Source organism: Reichenbachiella faecimaris (assembly GCF_900176375.1).
GTDB lineage: Bacteria > Bacteroidota > Bacteroidia > Cytophagales > Cyclobacteriaceae > Reichenbachiella > Reichenbachiella faecimaris.
Window position 1 is genome coordinate 677,762 of sequence record NZ_FWYF01000001.1, and the last position, 22,159, is coordinate 699,920.

The following is a 22,159-nucleotide window of genomic DNA, read 5'->3' on the forward strand; positions in this document are numbered from 1 at the left end:
TAATGAAAACTCAAAATAGCATTCAAATGAACCGTTTTCCTAGCTGGATACTCAGTACACTTTTTATTCTCTTTTCCTGTAGCACTGAAGAGGACGTTGCTCCAAAGGAGGACGAGATTATTCCTGAAGTTCCTGAGCTGGGTATTGATGTGGCTTATTTACCTGTAGTGGTTCACGTTGTCCACTTGGGTGAAGACATAGGTCATGGTACTAACCTATCTGATGCGCGAATCCTAAGACAAATTGAAATCCTTAATGAAGATTTTAGAAGGAAAGCCAATACAAGGGGATTCAATAATCACCCTGATGGAGCAGATAGCAAAATAGAATTTGTTTTGGCAAAAACAGATCCAGATGGAAACCCTACCAATGGTATCAATAGAATAGATCAAAATAAAATTAATGTGCCCAGTTTAGGCTATAATCAAAACCACTATGCGCAATATGCTTATTGGAATTCTAGTCAATACATTAATATCTGGACAACGCCCTTACCTGAATCAGCAATATGCTTGGCATTGGGAATATCTTCTGCACCAGATACGGATTTACCAGGAACAGAATTATTGCTGATCCCAGGGCCAAATGACAAAGAAGGAATTCTAATTAACCACTTTCATTTTGGAGAGTCTGATATAGATTGTCACGCAAGGTACGGAAGAACATTGACCCATGAAATGGGTCACTACTTGGGGTTATTACACACCTGGGCAGGTAATGATTGTGAAAATAATGACTATTGTGAAGATACACCAGCAGTAGATCAGCCCGTGTACAATATTGCCTTTGTTGGGTGTAAAGGAGAAACAGCACAAGTCAATAATTACATGACGTGGTCTGATGATCAACTTATGAATATGTTTACCCATGATCAAATGGATCGTATGCATTACGTCCTTAAAAATCATAAAGGCAGAAACGCTCTTTTGAGCAGTCCTGGCATTCGATAAACGCAAGGGTAAAATATCAAACATAAATTTCCGTGCTCGATAACGACAACTATATAATGGTATATATTTGTTTCATTAATCATTAAATTTTTGAATATGACTATTGTAGGAATCGGAAAAAACTATGTAAATACACTCAAAGAAATGCCATCGCCCAAATGGCAACCTATCATATTTACCAAGCCAGAAACTACACTACTGATGGATGGTGCTCCTTTCGAAATACCCGCTATCTCCAATGAGGTAGCCTACGAGGTTGAATTGGCTTATAGAATTTCTAAAAAAGGAAAGAATATAAGCGAAGCAAATGCTCTGTCCCATGTGGATGCAGTCGCAGTATCTATAGACTTCACTGCCAAGGATGTACTGGCAAAAAGCAGAGAAAATAAAGGCCCCTGGGCATTGGCCAAAGGGTTTGATGGCGCCACGCCTATTTCAGATTTTTTTCCTCTCACTCAGTTTGAGGATGAAATCAATTTTGCTTTAGACCTGAATGGCAAACGCGTTCAAACTGGAAATTCCTCATTGATGGTATACCAACTACCAGAAATTATTGCGCATGTTTCACAGTTCATGACGCTAAACCCTGGAGACATTTTATTGTCTGGTACACCAGCACATGGTGTAGGCCTGGTCAAACCTGGCGATCAACTCTTGCTTACACTGGAGGGAGAAAACAAACTGGCGTTTGAAGTGCGCTAAATGAATGGATGCCAAGGCTAGAGCAGCGTCTTGGCATCTGTTATCAACTGATTGACAGCTGTTTTATTCAATCCATTATAAATGCCTCTGATTCTTCTGTTTTGATCTATGAGTAAAAAATTCTCGGTGTGGATAAAATCCTCAGGGTCTTTTTGCAGTCCTAAGTCTTCTTCCACAAAATATTGATTTCTTCCCAAATCATATATCACTGATCGTTCTCCAGTGAGAAGTTGCCATTTGTCACTATTGATTCCCTTGATTCTGGCATAGTCCTTCAGCACCTCTACACTGTCATAAGCTGGTGTCACAGAATGCGAAAAGATTTGTACCCCATCTTCCATGTTGAACGCCTCCTGAACCAGTAGCATGTTGTTGGTCATCTTAGGGCAAATCCCTGGACATGTGGTAAAGAAAAAATCCACCACTGTGATTTTGCCATTCAAATGCTGCTCCGTGATCTTTTCACCCAGCTGATTATACAAAGTAAAGGAGGGAATTTGATGAAAGTCACTGGTTACATTTCCAGGAACCAGCCACCTGGGCGTGAAAGTAGCCTCATTATAATAGGGTAGATATTCTACTCTGCTCGTTTTTTCTCGAACATTGGAACAGCCTGTAATTGCTGTCACTGTCAGCAACAGTAAAACTTTAATCTCGATACACCACTTGCTCATCATCCAATTCATAACACAAATTTGATCTTTTCAATCCAAAAACACGACCATTTTTAGCCTCATAGTTGGCGTATACTACCCCGTTCTTTCTAAAAGCCTGCTGCCGGCCTTCTTCTTGCCCCATATTCATGTGCATCAGCTTATGGAGCTCCCCTGAACTAAACCATTTCTTCTGTTCTCCATGCAGCTTGCCAGATTTATACGAAAGTTGGGCCAGTAGTTGATAACCACCTTCCTGAGACCATCTTTTCACCGTACCGTCCAATTTGTTTTGCCTATAGTTTTCTGTGTATTTCAACTTCCCATTCGGGAAATAGGTCATCAACAACCCTTCCCTTTTTCCTTCAAATACGCCAAATGCTCTGAGCAAGGTGCCGTTTGGATAGCGCTCATGTATGTGTCCTGACACCCTGGAAGAATCTAATTTCAATAACCAAGTACTATTGTTTCTATTAAAAAAAACCTCCTCCATTTGATACTCTACGGCAGGAAGGACTATGTCCTTTGCCTCATTCAATTCTGCAGATGACTTGGCGATATCTTGAACGCAGGCGGACAATAGTCCAAGCCAGATCAATAGTACTTTAGTATTCATAGGTAACAATTGGAGGAGGATTATAAAAATTTACATGATGGCATTTTGTGTGCCCTGAAGGTCTACACCAAACAATAAATAATACGTATTTAGGTAAATTTCATTGACGATGTGATAATGATAAAATTCCTCTGTGCTGTGCTGTGTAGTGGCATAATGTCCATTGGATGCGTCGCCATCAATAGGATAATCACCAATGGAATTACATTTCCTCCCATATATCAAAAATCCGTCAGACATTATACCCAATAGCTCGTCATCGTCTATAGTCAAAGGAGAAGTCTCACCTACATCCCTGGCTTCTACGTGGTAATGATAACCCGTTGGTCCAGAATGTCCACCTGACCAATCAAATCCAGAAGCCGTCCCTTCAGTCACGTCAGTGGGGCCTTCAGATTGGTTATAAATGGGCACACCTGTCACAGAAATACCAATAGCTCCCAAACCAGTTTCTGTACTTGTAGAGGCCAATTCTGGCTCAGTAGGCACGGTCAGGGTATAGCTCGCTTCTGTGATATTTCCGGGCGAAATACTCTCCTCATCTGCAACTATGGGATCAATATACAAATCATCATTAGCAGACCAGTAGGGTGAAGTATGATTGGGGAGTGCATTTGAAACTATGGTGATTTCATCACCATCAAAAGACACAGTTACTGCACTTGCATTGAATTCATCAAAGGCTAAAGTAGGTGTGGCTACCACGTCTCCAGTAGTTTCGTCATTGTCGTCATCATTGTCAGTGGCAGCATCGTCTTCCGAGCATGCATACATCGCAAATAGTCCAAATATCATGGACAAAAGGATAATAGATTTCTTCATATTGGTGCTTTTTATAGTGTTTGAATTACTATTGAAACGGGTAGATGAATAAATGTCCTACCCCTCTTTTTTTAAAATGACAGAAATTAAATTTTAAAATGCTATTTCTTTTCCATGTAATTGATTTATAGAAAACCATTAGATTCACTCTGATACAACCGACATTAAACACCATAGTAGTGTTTAGCAGGTGTTGTTCGTCAGCTCCGGTTTTTGATTACTCTCGATCGCTCTTCGGTACAGGCTCATTAGTGGTGTAAGGCGTGCCTTTATCCATTGGTGCTTTAGGTACATATGACTCGCTTGATCTTATCCAGTAAATCACAAACAAAAGAAAAAGCATGACTATGGCGATCAGTGCTATCCAGCGTGTTGAAAGTCGAAACTTATGGTTTGGCTCTTGTGAGCTTTGATAGTTCACGCCCAATTCACCCGTAAAACGGTACCCCTTCTTTACCACGGTTTCTATGATTCGATCATTTTTGTTCGTGTCATTGAGGACTTTTCTCAAGTGAGAAATCGCCTGATTCAAAGCGTCATCTGCTCCGCCATAGTTATCCCAGACTTCATCAATGAGCTGTTCTCTAGAAACCACCTGCGGGCTGTTGTTCATTAGAATTTGAAGCACATGCATGATTCGAGGTTCTACTTTTGTCCTATGCTTCACATGATCATCAGCCATAGTCATTACTTCGTTCGTGTCTGGATAGATTTCAATATCGCTGGAAATCCTAATCATATCATTTTCTATTTACTTCCTCATAATTAAGTATTATTTAGCTGTCATTACCTAAAATAGAAAAACAAAAGGTTTTCTATAGGTTTTATCAAGTGCATTCTATCCGGCTAGTCGTACCTTTCCACAAAAAATAATGAAACCGCTTATCATATTACTGCTGGGTACTTACTGCTTACATGCCCAACATCTGACCGGACGATTTGAGGGGGCAGTAAGCAGAGAAGGTTCAATACAGCTCGTAAATTTTGATTTTTATGTAGCCGAGGGCATGCAAAAAGCCACATACGAAATTCCTGAAATCGGATCATTTGATGTGCCCATAGATCGCATCGAATTAAAAAATGATACACTCCATATCAAATTTTATTACGGCAACTTCTTTTGTTTTGTCAACGAACAGCAAGAAGTCATCACGGGGATCAGTGAAAACTGGAATCCAAAAATTCGGCTGCATGTAAAAAAGACAGCCACCAGAGAAAAACCTTACAAGAAAGAAGAAATATCATTCGCCAATGGAGCAATCCAATTGGCTGGTATGATTTACCAGCCAACGAAGCCATTGGGTAAAACTACCAATTATGTGATATTGGTACATGGTTCGGGTGCTCAATATCGCTCGTCGCCTTATTATATTTCTCTGGGCTACCGATTGGCAAAAAATGGTATAGGCGTTTTGCTCTATGATAAACGAGGTACAGGACATTCCATGGGAAATTTTGAAAATGCATCGATCGAAACCTTAGCAAATGACGCACTCGCTGCCCTGGACTACCTCGTCGGCAGAAAAGATTTTAAAACGGGTGAAATTGGTTTTCTTGGGACGAGCCAGGGTGGTTGGATAGCTCCCATGGCTGCAAATAAAAGTAAGGATTGTGATTTTCTCATCTTAAATGTTGGACCCGCCGTATCCATGTTCCAGCAAGACATTCATCGAGTGGCAAACACCATGCAAGCGGATGGATGGAAGCAAGTCGCAGTTGATTCAGCCATCACTTATACCGAACTTTATTTTCAATATGTAAAGGATAACTCCAAGAATACCTATGCCATTCTGGATGCCTATTGGGATGATATAAAAAATAAAGATTGGGTGGAGTATGTTAACAGTCCTGAAGTAAAAGAAGATATCGACTGGTGGAGAAAGAATGATTACGATCCTGAAATGACCTTGAAAAACATCAAATGCAGAACGCTAAGTTTGTTTGCGGAGTTTGATCCATTGGTTCCGCCGAAAGAAAATACAGCGCTGATGCGCACTTATTTGGACGATGCCCAGGTTAATTATGAAGTTAAAATAATTGAAGGTGCCATTCATGACATGAATACCTTTCAAGGTCTGAAAGGTGGTCAATGGAATTGGCCCAAAGCCTATTGGGAATGGCGGAAGCAACCCGAACCCTTTCTGAAGCACATATTGCAATTCATAAATGGTGAGTAAAAATAACATCCACTAGGATTTTATTCAAAAAACTGCATTTCTTCGAATCATCTCATCCCATTTCTCCCGTCACCTATTATCTTTGCGGCCTTATATAATTGTACCCTATGCTATTACAAAACGACCTGCTACTGAGAGCTGCCCGTGGTGAAGAAACCGAAAGAGTACCTGTATGGCTGATGCGTCAGGCAGGGCGTATTCTTCCTGAATATCGCAAGGTACGAGAGAGCGTAAGTGGGTTTATTGAGTTGGCTACTACACCTGAACTGGCTGCTGAAGTCACGCTGCAGCCAGTAGATATATTGGGCGTAGATGCAGCAATTATCTTCTCCGATATTTTGGTTATTCCTGAGGCCATGGGTTTGCCCTATCAGATGATTGAGAAAAAAGGCCCATGGTTCGAAAATACGATCCAATCAGAAGCTGACCTTAAGAAAATCAGAATAGCAGATCCAGAAGTAGATTTGAATTATGTAGCTGAGGCGATCAAAATCACCAAAAGTGAATTGAACGGCCGCGTGCCTTTGATAGGATTTGCAGGCGCTCCCTGGACGATATTTTCCTATATGGTAGAAGGGGCAGGAAGCAAAACATTCTCCAAAGCCAAAAAAATGCTCTACACGGAGCCAGCACTTTCGCACAAGCTACTAGATATGATCACGGAAAGCACCATCAAGTACCTGCAAATGCAGATCAAGTGTGGTGCCGATTTGGTGCAAATATTTGACTCATGGGCTGGCATCCTCTCTCCAGCACAATACGAGGAATTTGGTTTGAAATACATCTCTAGAATCTGTGATGCCATAGATATCGTGCCTGTTACTGTATTTGCCAAGGGCGCCTATTTCGCGCGTAAGCAAATGGGACAGTTGAACTGTGAGACTATAGGCTTAGATTGGAATATGGCAGTAGCTCCTTCACGTAGGTTGATCGGCCCAGACAAGACGCTTCAGGGTAATTTAGACCCTTGTGTGCTCTATGGTACTAATGCTGAAATTGAATTGCACACCATAGAAATGTTAGAAGCATTTGGTGGACATAGACACATTGCCAATTTGGGACATGGAGTATATCCTGACATCAGTCCTGAAAAGGTAAAGGTGTTTATTGAAACAGTTAAGCACTGGAAGGCTAGTTGATTTCCTTTTCTGAGGCTTCCTGCTTCTCTATATGCAATCTGATTTTATTGAAAAGATCGTCTGGATCGAAAGGTTTGGTGATAAAATCATTCATGCCCGACTTGAACACACGATCACCTACGTCCAACATGACAGAAGCTGTCAAAGCCAGAATGGGTGTTTTGAAGCCTCTTTTTCTCAGTTCTTCTGAAGCTGTATACCCGTCCATTTCAGGCATTTGCAAATCCATCAATACCAGATCGTAAGTCTCTATGGCTGTCTTTTCCAGTGCCTCACGACCGTTTTCAGCCACATCTACTTTGATATCCCATCGCGACAAGAATTTCTTGGCCACCATTACATTCACTGGATTGTCCTCTACAAGCAAGATGCTCTTTCCTTCTAATTGATTATGCGTCTCTAATGTTTTTTCTGTCACTTTCTCCTGATTGTTGCTGATTGCAAATGTTTGAGTAAAATAAAATCTAGAACCTTGCCCATCTACACTGAAAACATTAATCTTCGTGTTTTGCATGTCCAGTATCCGTTTGGTAATAGACAATCCCAAACCTGTCCCCCCGTACTCCCGAGTCGTAGAAGTTGAGGCTTGTGAGAAGCTATCAAAAATAGTTTTGAGTTTATCCTTAGGAATACCAATCCCAGAGTCCTCTACAGAAAACTTGATGGATACTCTTTTCTTTGTTTGCATGATGATATTCATGCTTAAAGTCACGCCTCCCTCATCAGTAAATTTTATGGCATTGCCAATCAAATTAGTGAGAATCTGACTCAGTCTTAAGCCATCACAAACAATGAAATTTGGAATATCTTCATCATATAAAAAATTCAAATAGATGTCCTTTTCCTTGGCTCTGGTATCAAATCCCTTGGTGATATTTTTTGCCATATCTACCACATTCACATCCACCTCTTCGAATTCGATTTTGCCAGCATCTAGTTTACTATAGTCCAGCACATCATTGATCAGTACGTGCAAATGTTCTGCCGAAAACTTCAATGTCTTAAGATCATCTGCATGCTGTTTTTTAGGTTTATCACCAATCAAATAATTGGTGAGCCCTATTACGGCATTTAGTGGTGTTCTGATTTCGTGAGAAATCATAGATAAAAAGTCCGATTGGGATCGTGCAGCAGATTCCGCTTTTTCTTTGGCTATCTCTATCTTCCTGTTGTATCTATAAAATAGAATGATAGACTGGAAGAAGAAAAATTGTTGATACCCTACAAAATAGAAAAGCATGGAGTTCTTCAACCACCCGAAATGTTCTAAAATCACTGCTCCCATCACTAAAAACAGCAAGAAAGAACTGACGAGTGACATGAGCGACCCCTCTCTTTTATTCATGACTGCCATGACATAAGTGTACATCATATACACAAAACCAATTAGCACTGTAACAGAATATGGCCCTACTAATGTGGTGAAGAATTTTACTGGGGCAAAAAGGGTCATTAAAACGAATGTGCCACTTATTATAGTTACTAATAACAAAAACAGTCTAGACGTTTCTCTTTTATATAAATAATAGGAATAATAGGAGAAGAAAAGCCCAGCCATAAACATGGTAATGTATTCCGCCTTGAGTGTGAGCAGCCAAGGCAATTCTGGGTACAGAGAGTGCAACGTATAACTTCCAGAGCCTATAGATCTATAACTATAAAACAGGCAGAACAATGAATAATACAGAATTTGCTTTTCGTGACGACCAAACCAAAATAGCACCATAAAAAAGAGCCCTATAAAAAACAAACTCGAAGACATGATGAGATCAAAAGCCCGTTCTCGGCCTTCAATCGTCTGCATTTTTACTTTTTCTCCTAATTTGATGTCATAGAAACTTCCACCCCGCGAATGCTCAAAATTTGAGATTTGCAAAACCACTTCTAGTGTGTCAGAAGTAACCTTAAACTCACGGGTCATGTATTGCCAATGTGGTTTTGATGTATGCTCTGATGCACCCACCTGCCCATTAGAACCAATGTATTCTCCATTGAGAAAGAGTAGATAAGAAGAATAAAAGTGAGGTATGGTAATCGCTAGTTCTGGCGTGACTGAGTTGACCACTACTTGCAGGCGCTGTGTAGCATAGCCTTCTGAGCTAACTGTGTCTCCATTCACCACATCACCTTTCCACAACTTGGGGAATTCGCGATAAACTGGAGAAATTTTCATGGAGTCAAAATCGGCTGGATATAAAATCCTTTCCCAATAAAACTCCCATTCTCCTGCAAGAGAAATGGGTTGATTTTTCTGAAATTGCCAGGTTCTTAAATCCAAAACCCCCTGTTTCGCCTTGGGCAATTCTTGTGCATCAGAAGCCCAAAAACTGAGCATCAGCAAGCCAAGAATCAAGTGCTTTAGTGGGCTTGGTGTGGCAAAATGAAATGTAAAACTCCAGGCTGAATTCATTGAGAGATAAAACTAACTAAATCAGCCGATATAAGAGAAAGAAAAAGAGGATTGCTAGCTTAAGCAACCCTCTTTTAACGTTAGTTTTAGCTTAGTTTAGCTAGTGTTTCTTTTACTCTCTTGAGTGCTTCTTTTAAGTTTTCTTCAGAAGCTGCATAAGACAAACGGATGCAATCTGGATCACCAAATGCCTCACCAGTCACTAAGGATACATGTGCATTTTCCAAAAGATACAAGCAAAGATCACTGGCATTTTTGATCGTGTTGGTACCATTAGACTTTCCAAAATAGCTACTTACATCCGGGAAGAAATAAAAAGCTCCCTCTGGCATATTGGTCTTTACACCAGGGATATCGTTTAGCAACCCAAACACCAACTCTCTGCGCTTACCATACTGTTCTGTCATGGCCTTAGTGGGTCCCAAATCACTAGTCAAAGCAGTTAAAGTTGCTCTTTGAGCAATGCTACAGTTAGCAGAAGTCACTTGACCTTGAATTTTAGAACATGCCTTGGCAATCCAGGTAGGCGCACCAATATATCCTACTCTCCACCCTGTCATGGCAAATCCTTTTGCCATGCCATTGATGGTAACCGTTTGATCCAACATGCCCGGCAAAGCACCTATACTGGCGTGAGCGCCAGAAAAATTGATATGCTCATATATCTCATCAGAGATCACTATCACGGAGGTGTCTCTCAATACATCTGCTATTGCAGATAGCTCCTCTTCTGTAAATACAGATCCTGTAGGATTACATGGAGAAGAAAATATGATTGCTTTTGTCTTATCAGTCAAAGCCGCCTTCACTTGCTCTGCAGTAGCTTTGAAATCATTTTCAATACCACCCTTCACCAATACTGGCGTACCCTCTGCCAACTCAATAGCAGCTGTGTAACTTACCCAATATGGGGAAAGTACAATCACTTCATCACCTGGGTTCACCAATGCCATCATCACGTTTACAATCGACTGTTTGGCTCCATTAGATACGACGATCTGATCAGCTGTGTAGTTCAGGCCATTTTCGTTCTTGAATTTTTCAGCTATGGCTTGTCTCAAATCTGCATATCCATTTACAGGAGGATAAGCAAAATATTTTTCAGAATCAATGGCTTCCTTGGCTCCTTCTTGGATGTGTTTAGGCGTTTTGAAATCTGGTTCTCCCAGACTTAAACTGATCACATCTATTCCATTTTCTTTGAATTCTCTAGCTTTAGCAGCCATCGCCAGCGTGGCAGACTCTGCCATGTTTTTGATCCTATCCGATAAGTGTTCCATTGATTGATTTTCTTGAAATAATATGGCAAAAGTAGATAAGCTCTCAGCCAATCGCACAGCAATCAGATTAAAAATTTTAACAACTACATTAAAATATGTTCAAAAAACTACTGATTTACTGCATTCAGTTCCAAAGATATAGGGATTCCTCTACGAGATTCGAAAAGGACAACTCTTTAAAAAAGAGAACAATTTGCTAAATATGTCCTGAAGTATAATTGGTTCGAGTGACTATGCTACGCCCCAAAGTGACTTCATCTGCATACTCCAACTCACCCCCTACTGGTATTCCTCTAGCTATAGTGGTGATTTTCACTCCAGTCTTCTCCAGCTTTCTGGAAAGATAAAAACAAGTGGTGTCTCCTTCCATAGTAGCACTCAGCGCCAATATCACTTCTTTCACTTCTCCTGCGGATGCATTTATTCGTTCTACCAAAGAGTCTATGTGTAAATTTTCAGGGCCTATTCCTTCTATAGGAGAGATCACACCTCCTAACACATGAAACATTCCTTGATATTGCCCAGTACTTCTAATCGCCAATAAATCCGGAGTATCCACTACCACACATATCACGGACAAGTCTCTACTTATGGTACGACAGGTACAATCCGTGGTATGAGAGATCACATGGCAGGTGCCACAGTATTTGGTTTCTTTTCTTAGTCGTATAAGTGCGGCTGATAGGTTTTCCGTGGTAGCTTCCTGCTCTTTGAGCAAATGAAGGGCAAGTCTAAGTGCTGTTTTTTTACCAATACCAGGTAGTTTGGAAATTTCCTTTACCGCCTCTTCAATCAATTCACTTGGAAATTCCATTCAGTTATTTAATTAATCACTGCGTTTATTCCAGCATCTAGTATGCCTTCCTTCATTGGTTTGAGCTTCTCATAGGTACCCTTCTTCACCTGACATTTGCCATTAAAGTGAATGATATAGGTGCACTGCTCGGCCTGTACCCTTTCGTGCTTGCACACTTTAATCAGTGTATCAATTACATGATCAAATGAGTTGACCTCATCATTAAAAACTACAAGGGTTCTACCTTCGTCTTCCTTCTCATCCTCCAATACATCTACTAGCTCTTCTTCCTCAAATTGCCAAGACATAATTATTCCTTTTTTATGCTGTTTGCAATAATAATTGCGTTTCAAATTTCAACAAAGATAATTATTGTAAAATTCCCAAGATGGAATCGTCATTAAAAACGTGAGGTGATAAATTTGGCATTATTACTGATTGACAGGAAACAAATTTAAAATATGCAAAAAACAAGCTGGATACTTCTGGTACTTCTCCTCCTCCTTGCAGGTGGTGCTGACGCTCAGAAGAAGAAAAGAAAAAGAGCACAAGACATTCAAAAAGTAATAGATACGGCCTATACCTACAAAGGCACTCCATACAGATATGGTGGCACCTCCAAGGCTGGCATAGATTGTTCTGCCCTGATGCAAAACTCTTATGCACGTGCTGGCTACCAAATACCACGTACGGCCAAATCACAATCAAAATACGGAAAAAAAGTTGGCTGGGGAGGAATAAAGCAAGGTGACATTGTTTTCTTCAAGTTCAAGGCAAAGAGAGAAAAATGGTACCACAGCGGCATGATCACCTCTGTCTCAAACGATGGTATTTATTTTATTCATGCTTCTACTTCACAGGGAGTCATTGTATCTGATCTCAATGCTGACTATTACAAAAAAAATGTAAAGGCATTCAGAAGAGTAATTAATTAGATAAGTTGGCTGTAGAGGACTGTAAATGGCTTAGTTGTGACTGACGAAAAAAGTGATCGACGGTTGAAAAGGATTTACAAAAAATTCTTTAAGAACTTCAAATAAGCGAAAAACCTTTCCTTTCTCATTCTATTCGACATTTAATTTCTTCTATGATGGCATCCAATTGATCAGGCTTAAACCATTGAATTTCTGAGTCCTTTCGAAACCAGGTCATTTGACGTTTGGCATATCTTCTTGAATTTCGCTTGAGTAGTCTAATCGCCTCCTGCTTCTCATACCCACCTTCTAAAAAGTCAAAAATTTCCTTGTAGCCCACGGTCTGCAAAGCATTCTTATTTTTTTGTGGATAAAGCGATTGAGCTTCATCAAACAACCCCTTCTCAATCATCAAATCCATGCGACGATCAATCCGCTCATAGAGTTCCGCGCGATCCATTTCCAATCCTATTTTCAAAATATCAAATGCATGTTCCTTTTTGCTACTTCCTCGTCGAAATTGTGAATAGGGTAGACCAGTAGAACGTGTAACTTCCAACCCACGGATCACTCGTTGAGGATTTTTTCGATCCACTTGTTCATAATATACAGGATCGCTATTTTTTAACTCTAAAAGCAAAGCCTCCAATCCTTCACCTTCCAGCTGTTTATTTAGTTCAGATCTTAGCACAGGGTCAGTTTCAGGCATTTCGTCTAAACCTTCACAAAAAGCCTTTACATATAAGCCTGAACCACCTACCATAAATTGAACTTGGTTTTTCTGAAAGAGATTTTTTAATAATTCTTCTGCTCCCTGGGCAAAGGCGCCTGCATCATAATCCTGGTCTATAGAATGTGAATTCACAAAGTGATGAGGCACCTGTTTCATTTCTTCTTCACTTGGTTTTGCTGTCCCAATTTCCATTTCTCGGTAAAATTGTCTGGAATCAGAAGAAATAATCTCTCCTTTGAAATACTGAGCCAAAGCAATAGTAATTGCCGTTTTTCCAACTGCTGTTGGCCCTACTACTACTACCAAAAGATCCTTCTTGCTCATGAGTCAAAGATAATCGAAGCAATCATGCATGAAATAAAAAAACACCTAATAAATAGGTGAAATAAATGCCAGAATGAAACATAAGATAATCAAACAATTTTCGAATTATATTCATATTTTAAACCTAAAAGAATATATTAGCCGACAGGTTATTAGGTATGCTTTGTACAAAAAATTATTAATCAGTCAAGCAGCAGACGGAGAAAAATATTTGTACTATGTGAAAAGGTTGAATTCTGACTTAGGTCAGCCCTCCTTGTCTGTACCCAAACCTCAAACGATAATAAGCAACTTAATCGGCAAATCGGACGGTAACAAAACCAGCTAATCCGTTTGTGAGAATAGAAGATGGAGGATTTATGGAAAAATTGATTGTTAGGCCCACTAGAATTACACCCCTAATATACTTCGACCCCAATCGTGGTCTGCTTGAGCTAAGAGGAAAATCCAGCCCAGAAAACTCAATCCAGTTTTATAGCAATCTGATAAGAGATCTTGAAGAGTTTGGACGCAATGGCAAACAAAATCTGATAGCGAATTTCAAATTTGAATATTTCAATACAAGTTCGTCTAAATGCCTTTTTGACATTTTCAGAAAATTAAATATTGTCAAAGAAAATGGCTTTGACCTATCTATCAACTGGTACTATGAGGAAGATGATGAAGATATGCTGGAAGCTGGAGAAGACTACGCAGACTTATTGGGCATAGAGTTCAATTACGTAGAAACTCAGTTTGATTAATCAAACTTGGTAAAAAAGCTCAAAAAAAGAGGCAATCAAATGATTGCCTCTTTTTTTGAGCTTAGAATTTTCAAATCGTTCTCGAAGGATCAAATTTCTCAAGATAGTCCGCTACTCGACGGACAAACATACCACCCAATGCACCATCCACTACTCTATGGTCATACGAGTGGGACAAGAACATTTTATGACGAATACCAATCAAATCTCCCTGTGGTGTTTCAATTACACTTGGCTTTTTTACTATGGCTCCTAGAGCCAAAATCCCTACTTGTGGTTGCATGATAATAGGCGTACCCATCACATTACCAAATGAACCTACATTGGAAACTGTATACGTCCCGCCACTCAGATCATCTGGAGTCAACTTATTATCTCTCCCTCTACGAGCTAGATCATTTACTTTCAGGGCAATCCCTTTCAAACTCAATTGATCGGCATTTTTAATAACAGGCACAATCAAATTTCCAGAAGGAAGTGCAACTGCCATGCCTACATTGATAGATCCCTTTTTAATGATCTTGTTTCCATCTACTTGCACATTGATCATTGGATAATCTTTGATCGCGTTTACTACGGCTTCAATGAAGATAGGTGTAAAAGTTAAGGCCTGACCCTCTTTCTCCATGAATGCCTTTTTGTGCTTACCCCTCCACTTCACGACCTCAGTCACATCAGCTTCTACAAAAGAGGTGACATGTGGTGAAGTTTGCTTGGACGCTACCATTCGCTCGGCAATCATCTTGCGCATGCGATCCATTTCTATGATTTCATCCTCCCCAGTAAAAGATATCGACACGGGTTGTGAAGCTGGCTTGGCTGATGCTGTACCATTGGAAGCAGCTGGAGCTGCAACTGGTGCTGGAGTACCATTAGGCTTTCTGGTTTTCACATAAGCCAAAATATCTTTCTTAGTCACCCGACCTTCTTTACCTGTTCCAGATAGTGCTTCTAGCTCAGCCATAGGAATGGCTTCTTCTCTTGCAATATTGAGTACCAATGGAGAGTAGAATCTCCCAGAAGTTGGTTTTTCACGAACAGGTGTAGGCGCTGCGGCACTGGCCGAGTGAGCTTCAACAGCCTCAGCCACTAAAGCCTCTGCTTGCTCTACCACTTCGGCCTCAGGCTTGCTAGGTGTAGGTGCATCTGCACCATCTGTTGCAATGACGGCTATTGGTTTGCCTACTTCTACGACATCGCCCTCATTCGCCAAAATTTCTTTTAATACACCAGCGTGGGTAGAAGGAACTTCAGTATCTACTTTGTCAGTTGCTACTTCCAAAACAGACTCATCTTGCTCGATGGTATCTCCTACTTTTTTAAGCCACGAAAGGATGGTGCCTTCCATTATACTTTCGCCCATTTTGGGCATTACCATTTCTACTAAGGCCATAATGTTTTATTACAGTTTCGGGTCTAATAAGCTGCTAAGTTACTTGATTTAGCGCTAAAAATCACTGTTTATCAAGGGTTTGGCGAAGGAAATTAAGGGCATGAATGGCTGTATATTCTATATTGAGAATCCTCGTTCCGGGTAACTGAATTTTTCGAGTTACTACATTTTTTCCAAAGGATATTGCCATCCAAACCGTACCCACAGGTTTTTCTTCTGTTCCCCCATCTGGCCCAGCGATGCCAGTTGTTGAAATTCCTATGTCAGTTTTAAACTTTTTTCGTATGCCAACTGCCATTTCTGAAGCCGTTTCTTCACTGACAGCTCCATAGGATTCTAGTGTTTTTTCACTCACGCCAAGCTCATCCTTTTTGATATCATTATGATAGGAAATCACAGACCCCCAGTAGTATTCTGAGCTGCCTGGCACGGCTGTCAAACGATGTGCTAAAAAACCACCTGTACAACTTTCTGCTGTGGCTATTTTGAGTTCTTTAGATTTCAGTATCTCACCAACTGCATCTTCAATCTGAATATCACCAAATCCAAAGACATACTTTTTAATGGACGGCAATACTTCTTCTATTTGTTTGTCCATTTCAGTTTCTAAAGCCTCTCGTTCCTCCCCTACACCTGTCAGGCGCAATCGCACCTGACCTTTGCCAGGCAAATAAGCCAAGCCCAAATGTTCGGGCAGATTGTCTTCCCAGTCACTGATTTCTTCAGCCAACCATGACTCTCCAATGCCAATCGTTTTAATCACTTTATGCACAATGGTTGGCAAAGGAAAATGTTTCTTGAGTCTTGGAAGAATGGTTTTGGACATCATGGCTTCCATTTCAAAAGGAACACCAGGCATAGATACTATCACCTTTTTGTCTTTTTCGAACCACATCCCAGGAGCAGTACCTCTTTCATTTCTTATTTTTCTACAACCTGCTGGCAGGTAAGCTTGTTGACGATTGATATCAGTAAGTGCTTTGCCAAATCGACGAAAAATATCCTCTACATCTTCAAGTGCGCTTGGATTAAGCTCAAGTTCCATGTTGAAATATTCCGCTAAAGTCTTTTTGGTAATATCATCCTTGGTTGGCCCCAAGCCTCCTGTAATCAATACAATATCTGACCTCTTGAGAGACTCCTCAAGTGCATCAGTGATTTCCGATTTTTTATCACCTATGGCCGTTTTTCGTCTAACTTTTATCCCAATATCATCTAACTCACGGCTGATCCATTTGGTATTAGTATCCAGAATTTGTCCATATAGAATCTCATCTCCAATGGTGAGAACTTCAGCAAATATCTCTCTCATGATTATCTCTTAATTATTGCTGCTCGAAGATAAACGCATTTGCAGAAAAAGGATATAAATTATTAACTACTAAATCCTTTCTATCAATTTAAGATGGACATATAGTGCATATTTCAAACAAATTCGCCCTTGAATGCCAGGCATTGATTAATATTGAGGCCTATTTCAAATAGTGTACAATGACTCTTACTAAACAGACCCTTTTCAGCCTCGTGGCAATGATCCTATTTTCAAATCTAGTTTGGGCAAACCATCCTGTAGAAGTTATCAAACAAGATCCTGCACCTGAGGCAATAATCAATAAGCTTTTACTCATCGTTCTCCTTAGAACGAATGAAAACAGGGTGACACTGGAGGATGAGTTGGGTTATGATTTAGGTGACTATGGCATCTCTACTGTAAGCAGCCACAAAACACGATTGGCTGGGTCAGAAAGATTATCCAAAAAAGATGTGAGGGCTGTCTGTGACAAATATGGAGCTGATGGGGTACTAGTGGTTAGGCTGGTAGATATAGAAGAGGAAAACAGTTATTCGTACAATCAACGTTCTCAGTACACAGGAGCTGGATTTACCTCAGCCAATAGTAGTGGTGTAGTCATTGCTGGTGGTCAAAGCTATTCATGGGGTGATTATGCCTATGGCAATTATTTTGATGCTGTATCTTCAGACAGAATTGAGATTCAATCAGACATTTATCATGTAGGTAGCGACAAACAATTGATGACTGACGATATCATCATGAGAATCGATCCAAGGGAAATAGAAAACTCCATTGCCAAATTCGCTAAGAAATTGAGTAAGAAAGTTTCCAAACAAAAATATATAGTCAGAAGCAAGTAAGAATTACAGATCAGCTGCCAGTCTGCTAGCTTGATCAATGGCCCTTTTGGCATCTAACTCAGCTGCCACATCAGCACCACCAATCTTGGTGACCTTCACTCCTTTTTGTTCAAGTTCGGTTACTAACGAGTTTTCAGGTAATTGTCCTGCGCAAAGTATGATGTGATCAACATCTAACACTTGTTTGTCTTTACCTTTTATAGTGACGTGTAGGCCCTCATTGTCAATTTTATCATAGCTCACATGCGTAATCATTTTTACAGCCTTGTGCTTAAGGGTTGTTCTGTGAATCCATCCAGTAGTTTTACCTAGTCGAGCACCCATTTTTCCTTCTGACCGTTGTAGCATCACGATCTCACGCTTGGCCTTAGGCATCTCTGGCTCGACCAGCCCACCACGTTTTTCATTTTTGATATCTACGCCCCACTCATGCATGAAGTCCTCGATATTCAAACTTGGACTCTCACCTTCCTGACTTAAATATTCAGCTACATCAAATCCAATACCACCTGCTCCAATGATTGCCACTTTATCTCCAACTGCTTTTTCATGCTTCAGCACATCAATATATGACAGAACTTTGGGGTGATCTTGACCCTCTATCCCTGGGCTTCGTGGATTTACCCCTGTCGCAACTATCACCTCATCAAACCCACCTTCAGCCAATTGGCTGGCCTCTACCTTTGTATTCAACTTTAAATTTACCCCTGTAAGCTCAATGCGCTTTTTGAAATACCTCAGTGTTTCATAAAATTCCTCCTTGCCAGGAATTTTCTTGGCCATATTGAACTGTCCACCTATCTCACTACCTGCTTCAAACAGTGTCACCTCATGCCCACGTTCAGCGGCAGTTGTGGAGTAAGCCAATCCTGCTGGGCCCGCACCAACAATTGCTACTTTCTTTTTATTGAGCGCAGGCAAATAATTCAATTCTGTTTCCTTACAAGCTCTAGGATTCACCAGACAAGTTGAAAGCTGGTTTTTGAAGACATGATCCAAACAAGCTTGATTACATCCGATACATGTATTGATCTCGTCTTCTCGTCCTTGTTCGGATTTGATGATTAAATCTGCATCTGCTAAGAAAGGGCGCGCCATGGATACCATGTCGGCGTCACCATTGGCCAAAATATTTTCAGCTACATCTGGTTTATTGATTCTATTGGTTGTGATCAAGGGAATATTTACCTCACCTTTCATCTTCTTAGTGACCCATGTAAAAGCCCCTCTTGGCACCATGGTGGCAATGGTAGGAATTCGAGCTTCATGCCAACCAATTCCAGTATTAATAATCGTGGCTCCAGCATTTTCAATTTCTTTGGCTAACTGAACCACCTCCAACCAATCGCTACCTTGTGGCACCAAATCCAGCATGGACAATCGATAGATGATTATAAAATCCTCACCAACTGCTTTGCGAACGGCCTTGACAATCTCAATAGGAAAGCGCATTCTATTCGCATAGCTGCCACCCCATCTGTCCGTTCGCTTATTAGTATGCTGAGCAATAAATTGATTGATTAAATAACCCTCTGAACCCATGACTTCCACCCCATCATAACCAGCCTCTTTTGCCAAAGATGCACATCTGGCGAAATCACTGATGGTCGTTTGAATGCCTCTTTCAGATAATGCAAATGGTTTGAAAGGAGTAATTGGCGATTTGATCGCAGATGGCCCTACATTCAATGGATGATATCCATAACGCCCAGCGTGTAAAATTTGCATGCAAATTTTACCGTCATGCTCATGCACCCTTTCTGTCACAATCCTGTGCTTCTTGGCATGAATGGATTTGGTCATTCTAGCAGAAAAAGGAGCCACCCAGCCTTGACGATTAGGGGAAACTCCACCCGTCACAATCAATCCAACACCACCCTTAGCTCGCTCACCAAAGTAGGTCGCCATTCGCTCAAAACCATTTTTAGTCTCTTCAAGACCCGTGTGCATGGAGCCCATCAAGACTCTGTTTTTCAATGTAGTAAATCCTAAATCAAGAGGTTCAAATAAATGAGGATACTTAGCGTGCGCCATGATTTATCTATTGGGTTAAATGCGTAACCTTAATTTTAATAGATATTATCGACTTGATGAAGGGATTAGTAATTTATTATGCATGCATACTTTATATGCTTTGGAATTACATGCTTACTCTACGGTAAAATAAGCGCTTCTACTTATAGGTTTGCCACTGTTAGAAACTCCCTCTAGCCTAATTTCAAAAAGGCCAGTGACTTCAGAAGTGCTGAACGAAATGGGCAATTTTCCTCCTGCGTGTTGGATCTTTGGATTCCAATAGAGCAAGTCCTTGAAATTCGGCCTTCTATCATTATCTCCTGAGCTCATGGAATCTTGCACCTCTTGCTGATGAGCCTGCACAGGCACCAATGGTACATCATTACCTACAGGCTCTACTTCCCCTCTATCTCCTTTAAAGGTAACTATTGAAATCACGCCATCAAAAATGGTTTCCCCGAAATAGTAACGTTTGTTCAGTACCTCGATCCGTTCCACAACAAATGGGGATAAATTCATTAAATCTTCAGACTGGACAAATCCTCCATCAAGCAATAATAAAGTTGGACTTTTGGAAAATAAGCCTGTCGCAGATTCTTCTGTGCGCATTTTAAATTCATGATTTTTTTCCTTTTTGCTCACTCCTACTTCTACAATGAGTTCAATAAAAGTATCTCTCATGGAAGAAAACCGTGTAAAATCATCCAAGTGATAAGATTTGATCCCATAAAACTGTTCAGGTTGTTCAGGCCATTTAGCTGTATTCAGTGTATCACTGTATGCATTGATCAACTGATTTTGAATACTTCTCTTTACAATATCTACTACCCATAACGAGTCAAAAAATATGGGTGGGTCATTGAATGATTTATACTTTGAATAAAATTCAGGTTCCACTGCAAGTGTCATATTTGTCTGATGATTCATCACCTCAAGGGTAGTCACATCTAGCTCATTGTTCGGGCTATATGGCAAGACAAATCCGCCAACGCTATTGGTACGAGAAGCACTAAATTGACGATTTTCTCCAGCTAATGCTAGCCCCACAGGCACATGAGCGACAGGCTTCCCCAAACTATCAAATGCTGTACCCTGAACCAGTCCAGACCTGAATTCTGGTAAATACTTTACTGAGTCTGGAGCGTCCCCATTTTCAATCCAAGTGGAAGCAATGAGTACATCATCTAGCTGAGCTAGCTTAACAGAGTTCAAAAAAGCTGGTGATAAATTGGGAGTCAATTGGTTTCGCCAAGTAGAAACAGATCGGATATTATCAACCAGATTGATCTGATCCACTTGCTCTACAACGAGTGATAATTTACAAGAATCTGCCACCTCAAAACTCATGCTAACATCTGATAGCGCCCTGAATTTCCCAAGATTCACAACAGGTCTGACATTCCAAGGGCCATTCCAAAGTATCCTATCAGTTACATTGGCTGACCCTATACTGAAGGAAGCATATAATAAGCCCTGGGGCAGGGTATTTTTCTGAACTGAAAAAGCGGTATTGACGGCTATGGTTTGAACAATATCTACCTGATCTCTACTAGATATCTTCAATATGCCTTGCGCGAAATCTTCACTGGATGCACCCAATACTTTGAATACTAACGCATCCCCCACATCAATAACCGTCATTCCAATGTCAGTGGAGCTAACCCTTGGCAAATCATAAAATTCAAACTGGTTCTTAGTCTCTAAAATAAATTGGTAATTTGACTGGGTACTTGGGAGCAGGTCAAAGCCAAAATAACCATAATTATCCGTCAAAACATCTATAGTCTCTCCTCCATTTTTTGCCACAATCTTTCCCTTGGTTTGTATGCCTTTTCCAAATTGATTTGTTACGCGCAGTACGACTCTGTTTTTTACGTTGGGCATCAGTGTACCACCTTCCACTGAGCATTTCACATTCAATATAGTCTCAGGTTTTTTCTCAAATTTTTGAGTGAGGTAAGGATTCACAATAGTGAGGGATTGTTCTGAAAACTTATCAAAATTCTTCATCCATCTGGTATAGGCTACCAAGTGATAGGTTCCAGTTTCTATGTTTGTAGGGATAAAGTACTGCCCGTCACCTTTGCCATTTTCAAGCAATAATTTGGTCTGATACACTGGCTCCCCATTGGACTTTAACAATTCAATATATAATAGTTTGCTTAGGTCGGACAATTTTCCAGTCCGTTCGCTATAGACATAAGAACTGAAATACAACGTCTCCCCAACGATCAGATCATTAGCACTTAGGTGTGTATATGCGGATTCTTGGATATTGGATTGTCCGTATACAACAGTCGACAGGAGAGTAAAAAATAGCGCTACGTTTATTTTCAT

Annotated in this window: 21 protein-coding genes; 8 read left to right on the forward strand and 13 right to left on the reverse strand. The window is 40.5% G+C overall.

Annotated elements, in window-relative coordinates; translation table 11 throughout:
- Positions 1 to 2 precede the first annotated feature (2 nt).
- Complete coding sequence (locus B9A58_RS02925) at positions 3 to 950, forward strand: M43 family zinc metalloprotease (protein WP_176214659.1); 948 nt, start codon at positions 3 to 5, stop codon at positions 948 to 950.
- A 96-nt stretch (positions 951 to 1,046) separates the two neighbouring features.
- Positions 1,047 to 1,652 carry a fumarylacetoacetate hydrolase family protein gene (locus B9A58_RS02930; RefSeq protein WP_084370926.1) on the forward strand — a complete coding sequence of 202 codons (606 nt, stop codon included), beginning with the start codon at positions 1,047 to 1,049 and terminating at the stop codon, positions 1,650 to 1,652.
- 17 nt (positions 1,653 to 1,669) lie between these two features.
- Here the strand turns inward: B9A58_RS02930 and B9A58_RS02935 are convergent, their stop codons facing one another.
- From B9A58_RS02935 to B9A58_RS02950, 4 genes are all read right to left on the reverse strand, one after another.
- Positions 1,670 to 2,338, reverse strand: a complete 669-nt coding sequence (locus B9A58_RS02935; protein ID WP_245826976.1) for an SCO family protein — start codon at positions 2,336 to 2,338, stop codon at positions 1,670 to 1,672.
- Complete coding sequence (locus tag B9A58_RS02940) at positions 2,301 to 2,921, reverse strand: toxin-antitoxin system YwqK family antitoxin (RefSeq protein ID WP_084370927.1); 621 nt, start codon at positions 2,919 to 2,921, stop codon at positions 2,301 to 2,303. Before B9A58_RS02940 ends, B9A58_RS02935 begins: the two co-directional genes overlap by 38 nt.
- Positions 2,922 to 2,951: 30 nt before the next feature.
- Positions 2,952 to 3,743, reverse strand: a complete 792-nt coding sequence (locus tag B9A58_RS02945; protein WP_139793718.1) for a YHYH protein — start codon at positions 3,741 to 3,743, stop codon at positions 2,952 to 2,954.
- Between the two features lie 217 nt (positions 3,744 to 3,960).
- The gene (locus B9A58_RS02950) at positions 3,961 to 4,482 is read right to left on the reverse strand and encodes a winged helix-turn-helix domain-containing protein (RefSeq protein ID WP_084370929.1); all 522 of its coding nucleotides are present in this window, start codon (positions 4,480 to 4,482) and stop codon (positions 3,961 to 3,963) included.
- Between the two features lie 133 nt (positions 4,483 to 4,615).
- On the opposite strand from B9A58_RS02950, the gene B9A58_RS02955 reads away from it, so the two are divergent.
- Both B9A58_RS02955 and hemE read left to right on the forward strand, forming a co-directional pair.
- Entirely contained in the window at positions 4,616 to 5,920 is a 1,305-nt protein-coding gene (locus B9A58_RS02955; protein WP_084370930.1) for an alpha/beta hydrolase family protein, read from the forward strand.
- A 107-nt stretch (positions 5,921 to 6,027) separates the two neighbouring features.
- Positions 6,028 to 7,059 carry a uroporphyrinogen decarboxylase gene (gene hemE / locus B9A58_RS02960; protein WP_084370931.1) on the forward strand — a complete coding sequence of 344 codons (1,032 nt, stop codon included), beginning with the start codon at positions 6,028 to 6,030 and terminating at the stop codon, positions 7,057 to 7,059.
- Here hemE and B9A58_RS02965 read toward each other — a convergent pair.
- The 4 genes from B9A58_RS02965 to B9A58_RS02980 all read right to left on the reverse strand — a co-directional run bounded on the left by B9A58_RS02965 (position 7,052) and on the right by B9A58_RS02980 (position 11,853).
- Entirely contained in the window at positions 7,052 to 9,469 is a 2,418-nt protein-coding gene (locus tag B9A58_RS02965; protein ID WP_084370932.1) for a response regulator, read from the reverse strand. The genes hemE and B9A58_RS02965 overlap by 8 nt on opposite strands.
- Positions 9,470 to 9,555: 86 nt before the next feature.
- On the reverse strand, positions 9,556 to 10,749 hold the full coding sequence (locus tag B9A58_RS02970; protein WP_084371962.1) for a pyridoxal phosphate-dependent aminotransferase: 1,194 nt from the start codon (positions 10,747 to 10,749) through the stop codon (positions 9,556 to 9,558).
- Positions 10,750 to 10,945: 196 nt separating this feature from the next.
- The gene (gene recR / locus B9A58_RS02975; protein WP_084370933.1) at positions 10,946 to 11,563 is read right to left on the reverse strand and encodes a recombination mediator RecR; all 618 of its coding nucleotides are present in this window, start codon (positions 11,561 to 11,563) and stop codon (positions 10,946 to 10,948) included.
- 8 nt (positions 11,564 to 11,571) lie between these two features.
- Positions 11,572 to 11,853, reverse strand: coding sequence for an ATP-dependent Clp protease adaptor ClpS (locus B9A58_RS02980; protein WP_084370934.1), 282 nt, complete (start codon positions 11,851 to 11,853; stop codon positions 11,572 to 11,574).
- Positions 11,854 to 12,006: 153 nt separating this feature from the next.
- On the opposite strand from B9A58_RS02980, the gene B9A58_RS02985 reads away from it, so the two are divergent.
- Complete coding sequence (locus B9A58_RS02985) at positions 12,007 to 12,480, forward strand: C40 family peptidase (protein ID WP_084370935.1); 474 nt, start codon at positions 12,007 to 12,009, stop codon at positions 12,478 to 12,480.
- Positions 12,481 to 12,604: 124 nt separating this feature from the next.
- Here the strand turns inward: B9A58_RS02985 and miaA are convergent, their stop codons facing one another.
- The gene (gene miaA, locus B9A58_RS02990) at positions 12,605 to 13,516 is read right to left on the reverse strand and encodes a tRNA (adenosine(37)-N6)-dimethylallyltransferase MiaA (RefSeq protein WP_084370936.1); all 912 of its coding nucleotides are present in this window, start codon (positions 13,514 to 13,516) and stop codon (positions 12,605 to 12,607) included.
- 73 nt (positions 13,517 to 13,589) lie between these two features.
- Between miaA and B9A58_RS20165 the strand changes: the two genes are divergently transcribed.
- A complete protein-coding gene (locus tag B9A58_RS20165; RefSeq protein ID WP_139793719.1) occupies positions 13,590 to 13,844 on the forward strand; it encodes a hypothetical protein in 255 nt (84 codons plus the stop codon).
- 7 nt (positions 13,845 to 13,851) lie between these two features.
- Positions 13,852 to 14,259, forward strand: a complete 408-nt coding sequence (locus B9A58_RS02995) for a DUF1987 domain-containing protein (protein ID WP_139793720.1) — start codon at positions 13,852 to 13,854, stop codon at positions 14,257 to 14,259.
- Between the two features lie 70 nt (positions 14,260 to 14,329).
- Here B9A58_RS02995 and B9A58_RS03000 read toward each other — a convergent pair whose 3' ends face one another.
- Positions 14,330 to 15,652 carry a dihydrolipoamide acetyltransferase family protein gene (locus tag B9A58_RS03000; RefSeq protein WP_084370938.1) on the reverse strand — a complete coding sequence of 441 codons (1,323 nt, stop codon included), beginning with the start codon at positions 15,650 to 15,652 and terminating at the stop codon, positions 14,330 to 14,332.
- Positions 15,653 to 15,713: 61 nt separating this feature from the next.
- Positions 15,714 to 16,964, reverse strand: a complete 1,251-nt coding sequence (locus B9A58_RS03005) for a competence/damage-inducible protein A (protein ID WP_084370939.1) — start codon at positions 16,962 to 16,964, stop codon at positions 15,714 to 15,716.
- Positions 16,965 to 17,143: 179 nt separating this feature from the next.
- Between B9A58_RS03005 and B9A58_RS03010 the strand changes: the two genes are divergently transcribed.
- Positions 17,144 to 17,806 carry a hypothetical protein gene (locus tag B9A58_RS03010; RefSeq protein WP_084370940.1) on the forward strand — a complete coding sequence of 221 codons (663 nt, stop codon included), beginning with the start codon at positions 17,144 to 17,146 and terminating at the stop codon, positions 17,804 to 17,806.
- 3 nt (positions 17,807 to 17,809) lie between these two features.
- On the opposite strand, the gene B9A58_RS03015 is transcribed toward B9A58_RS03010, so the two are convergent.
- Positions 17,810 to 19,840, reverse strand: a complete 2,031-nt coding sequence (locus B9A58_RS03015; protein ID WP_084370941.1) for an NADPH-dependent 2,4-dienoyl-CoA reductase — start codon at positions 19,838 to 19,840, stop codon at positions 17,810 to 17,812.
- A gap of 114 nt (positions 19,841 to 19,954) precedes the next feature.
- The gene (locus tag B9A58_RS03020; protein WP_084370942.1) at positions 19,955 to 22,159 is read right to left on the reverse strand and encodes a hypothetical protein; all 2,205 of its coding nucleotides are present in this window, start codon (positions 22,157 to 22,159) and stop codon (positions 19,955 to 19,957) included.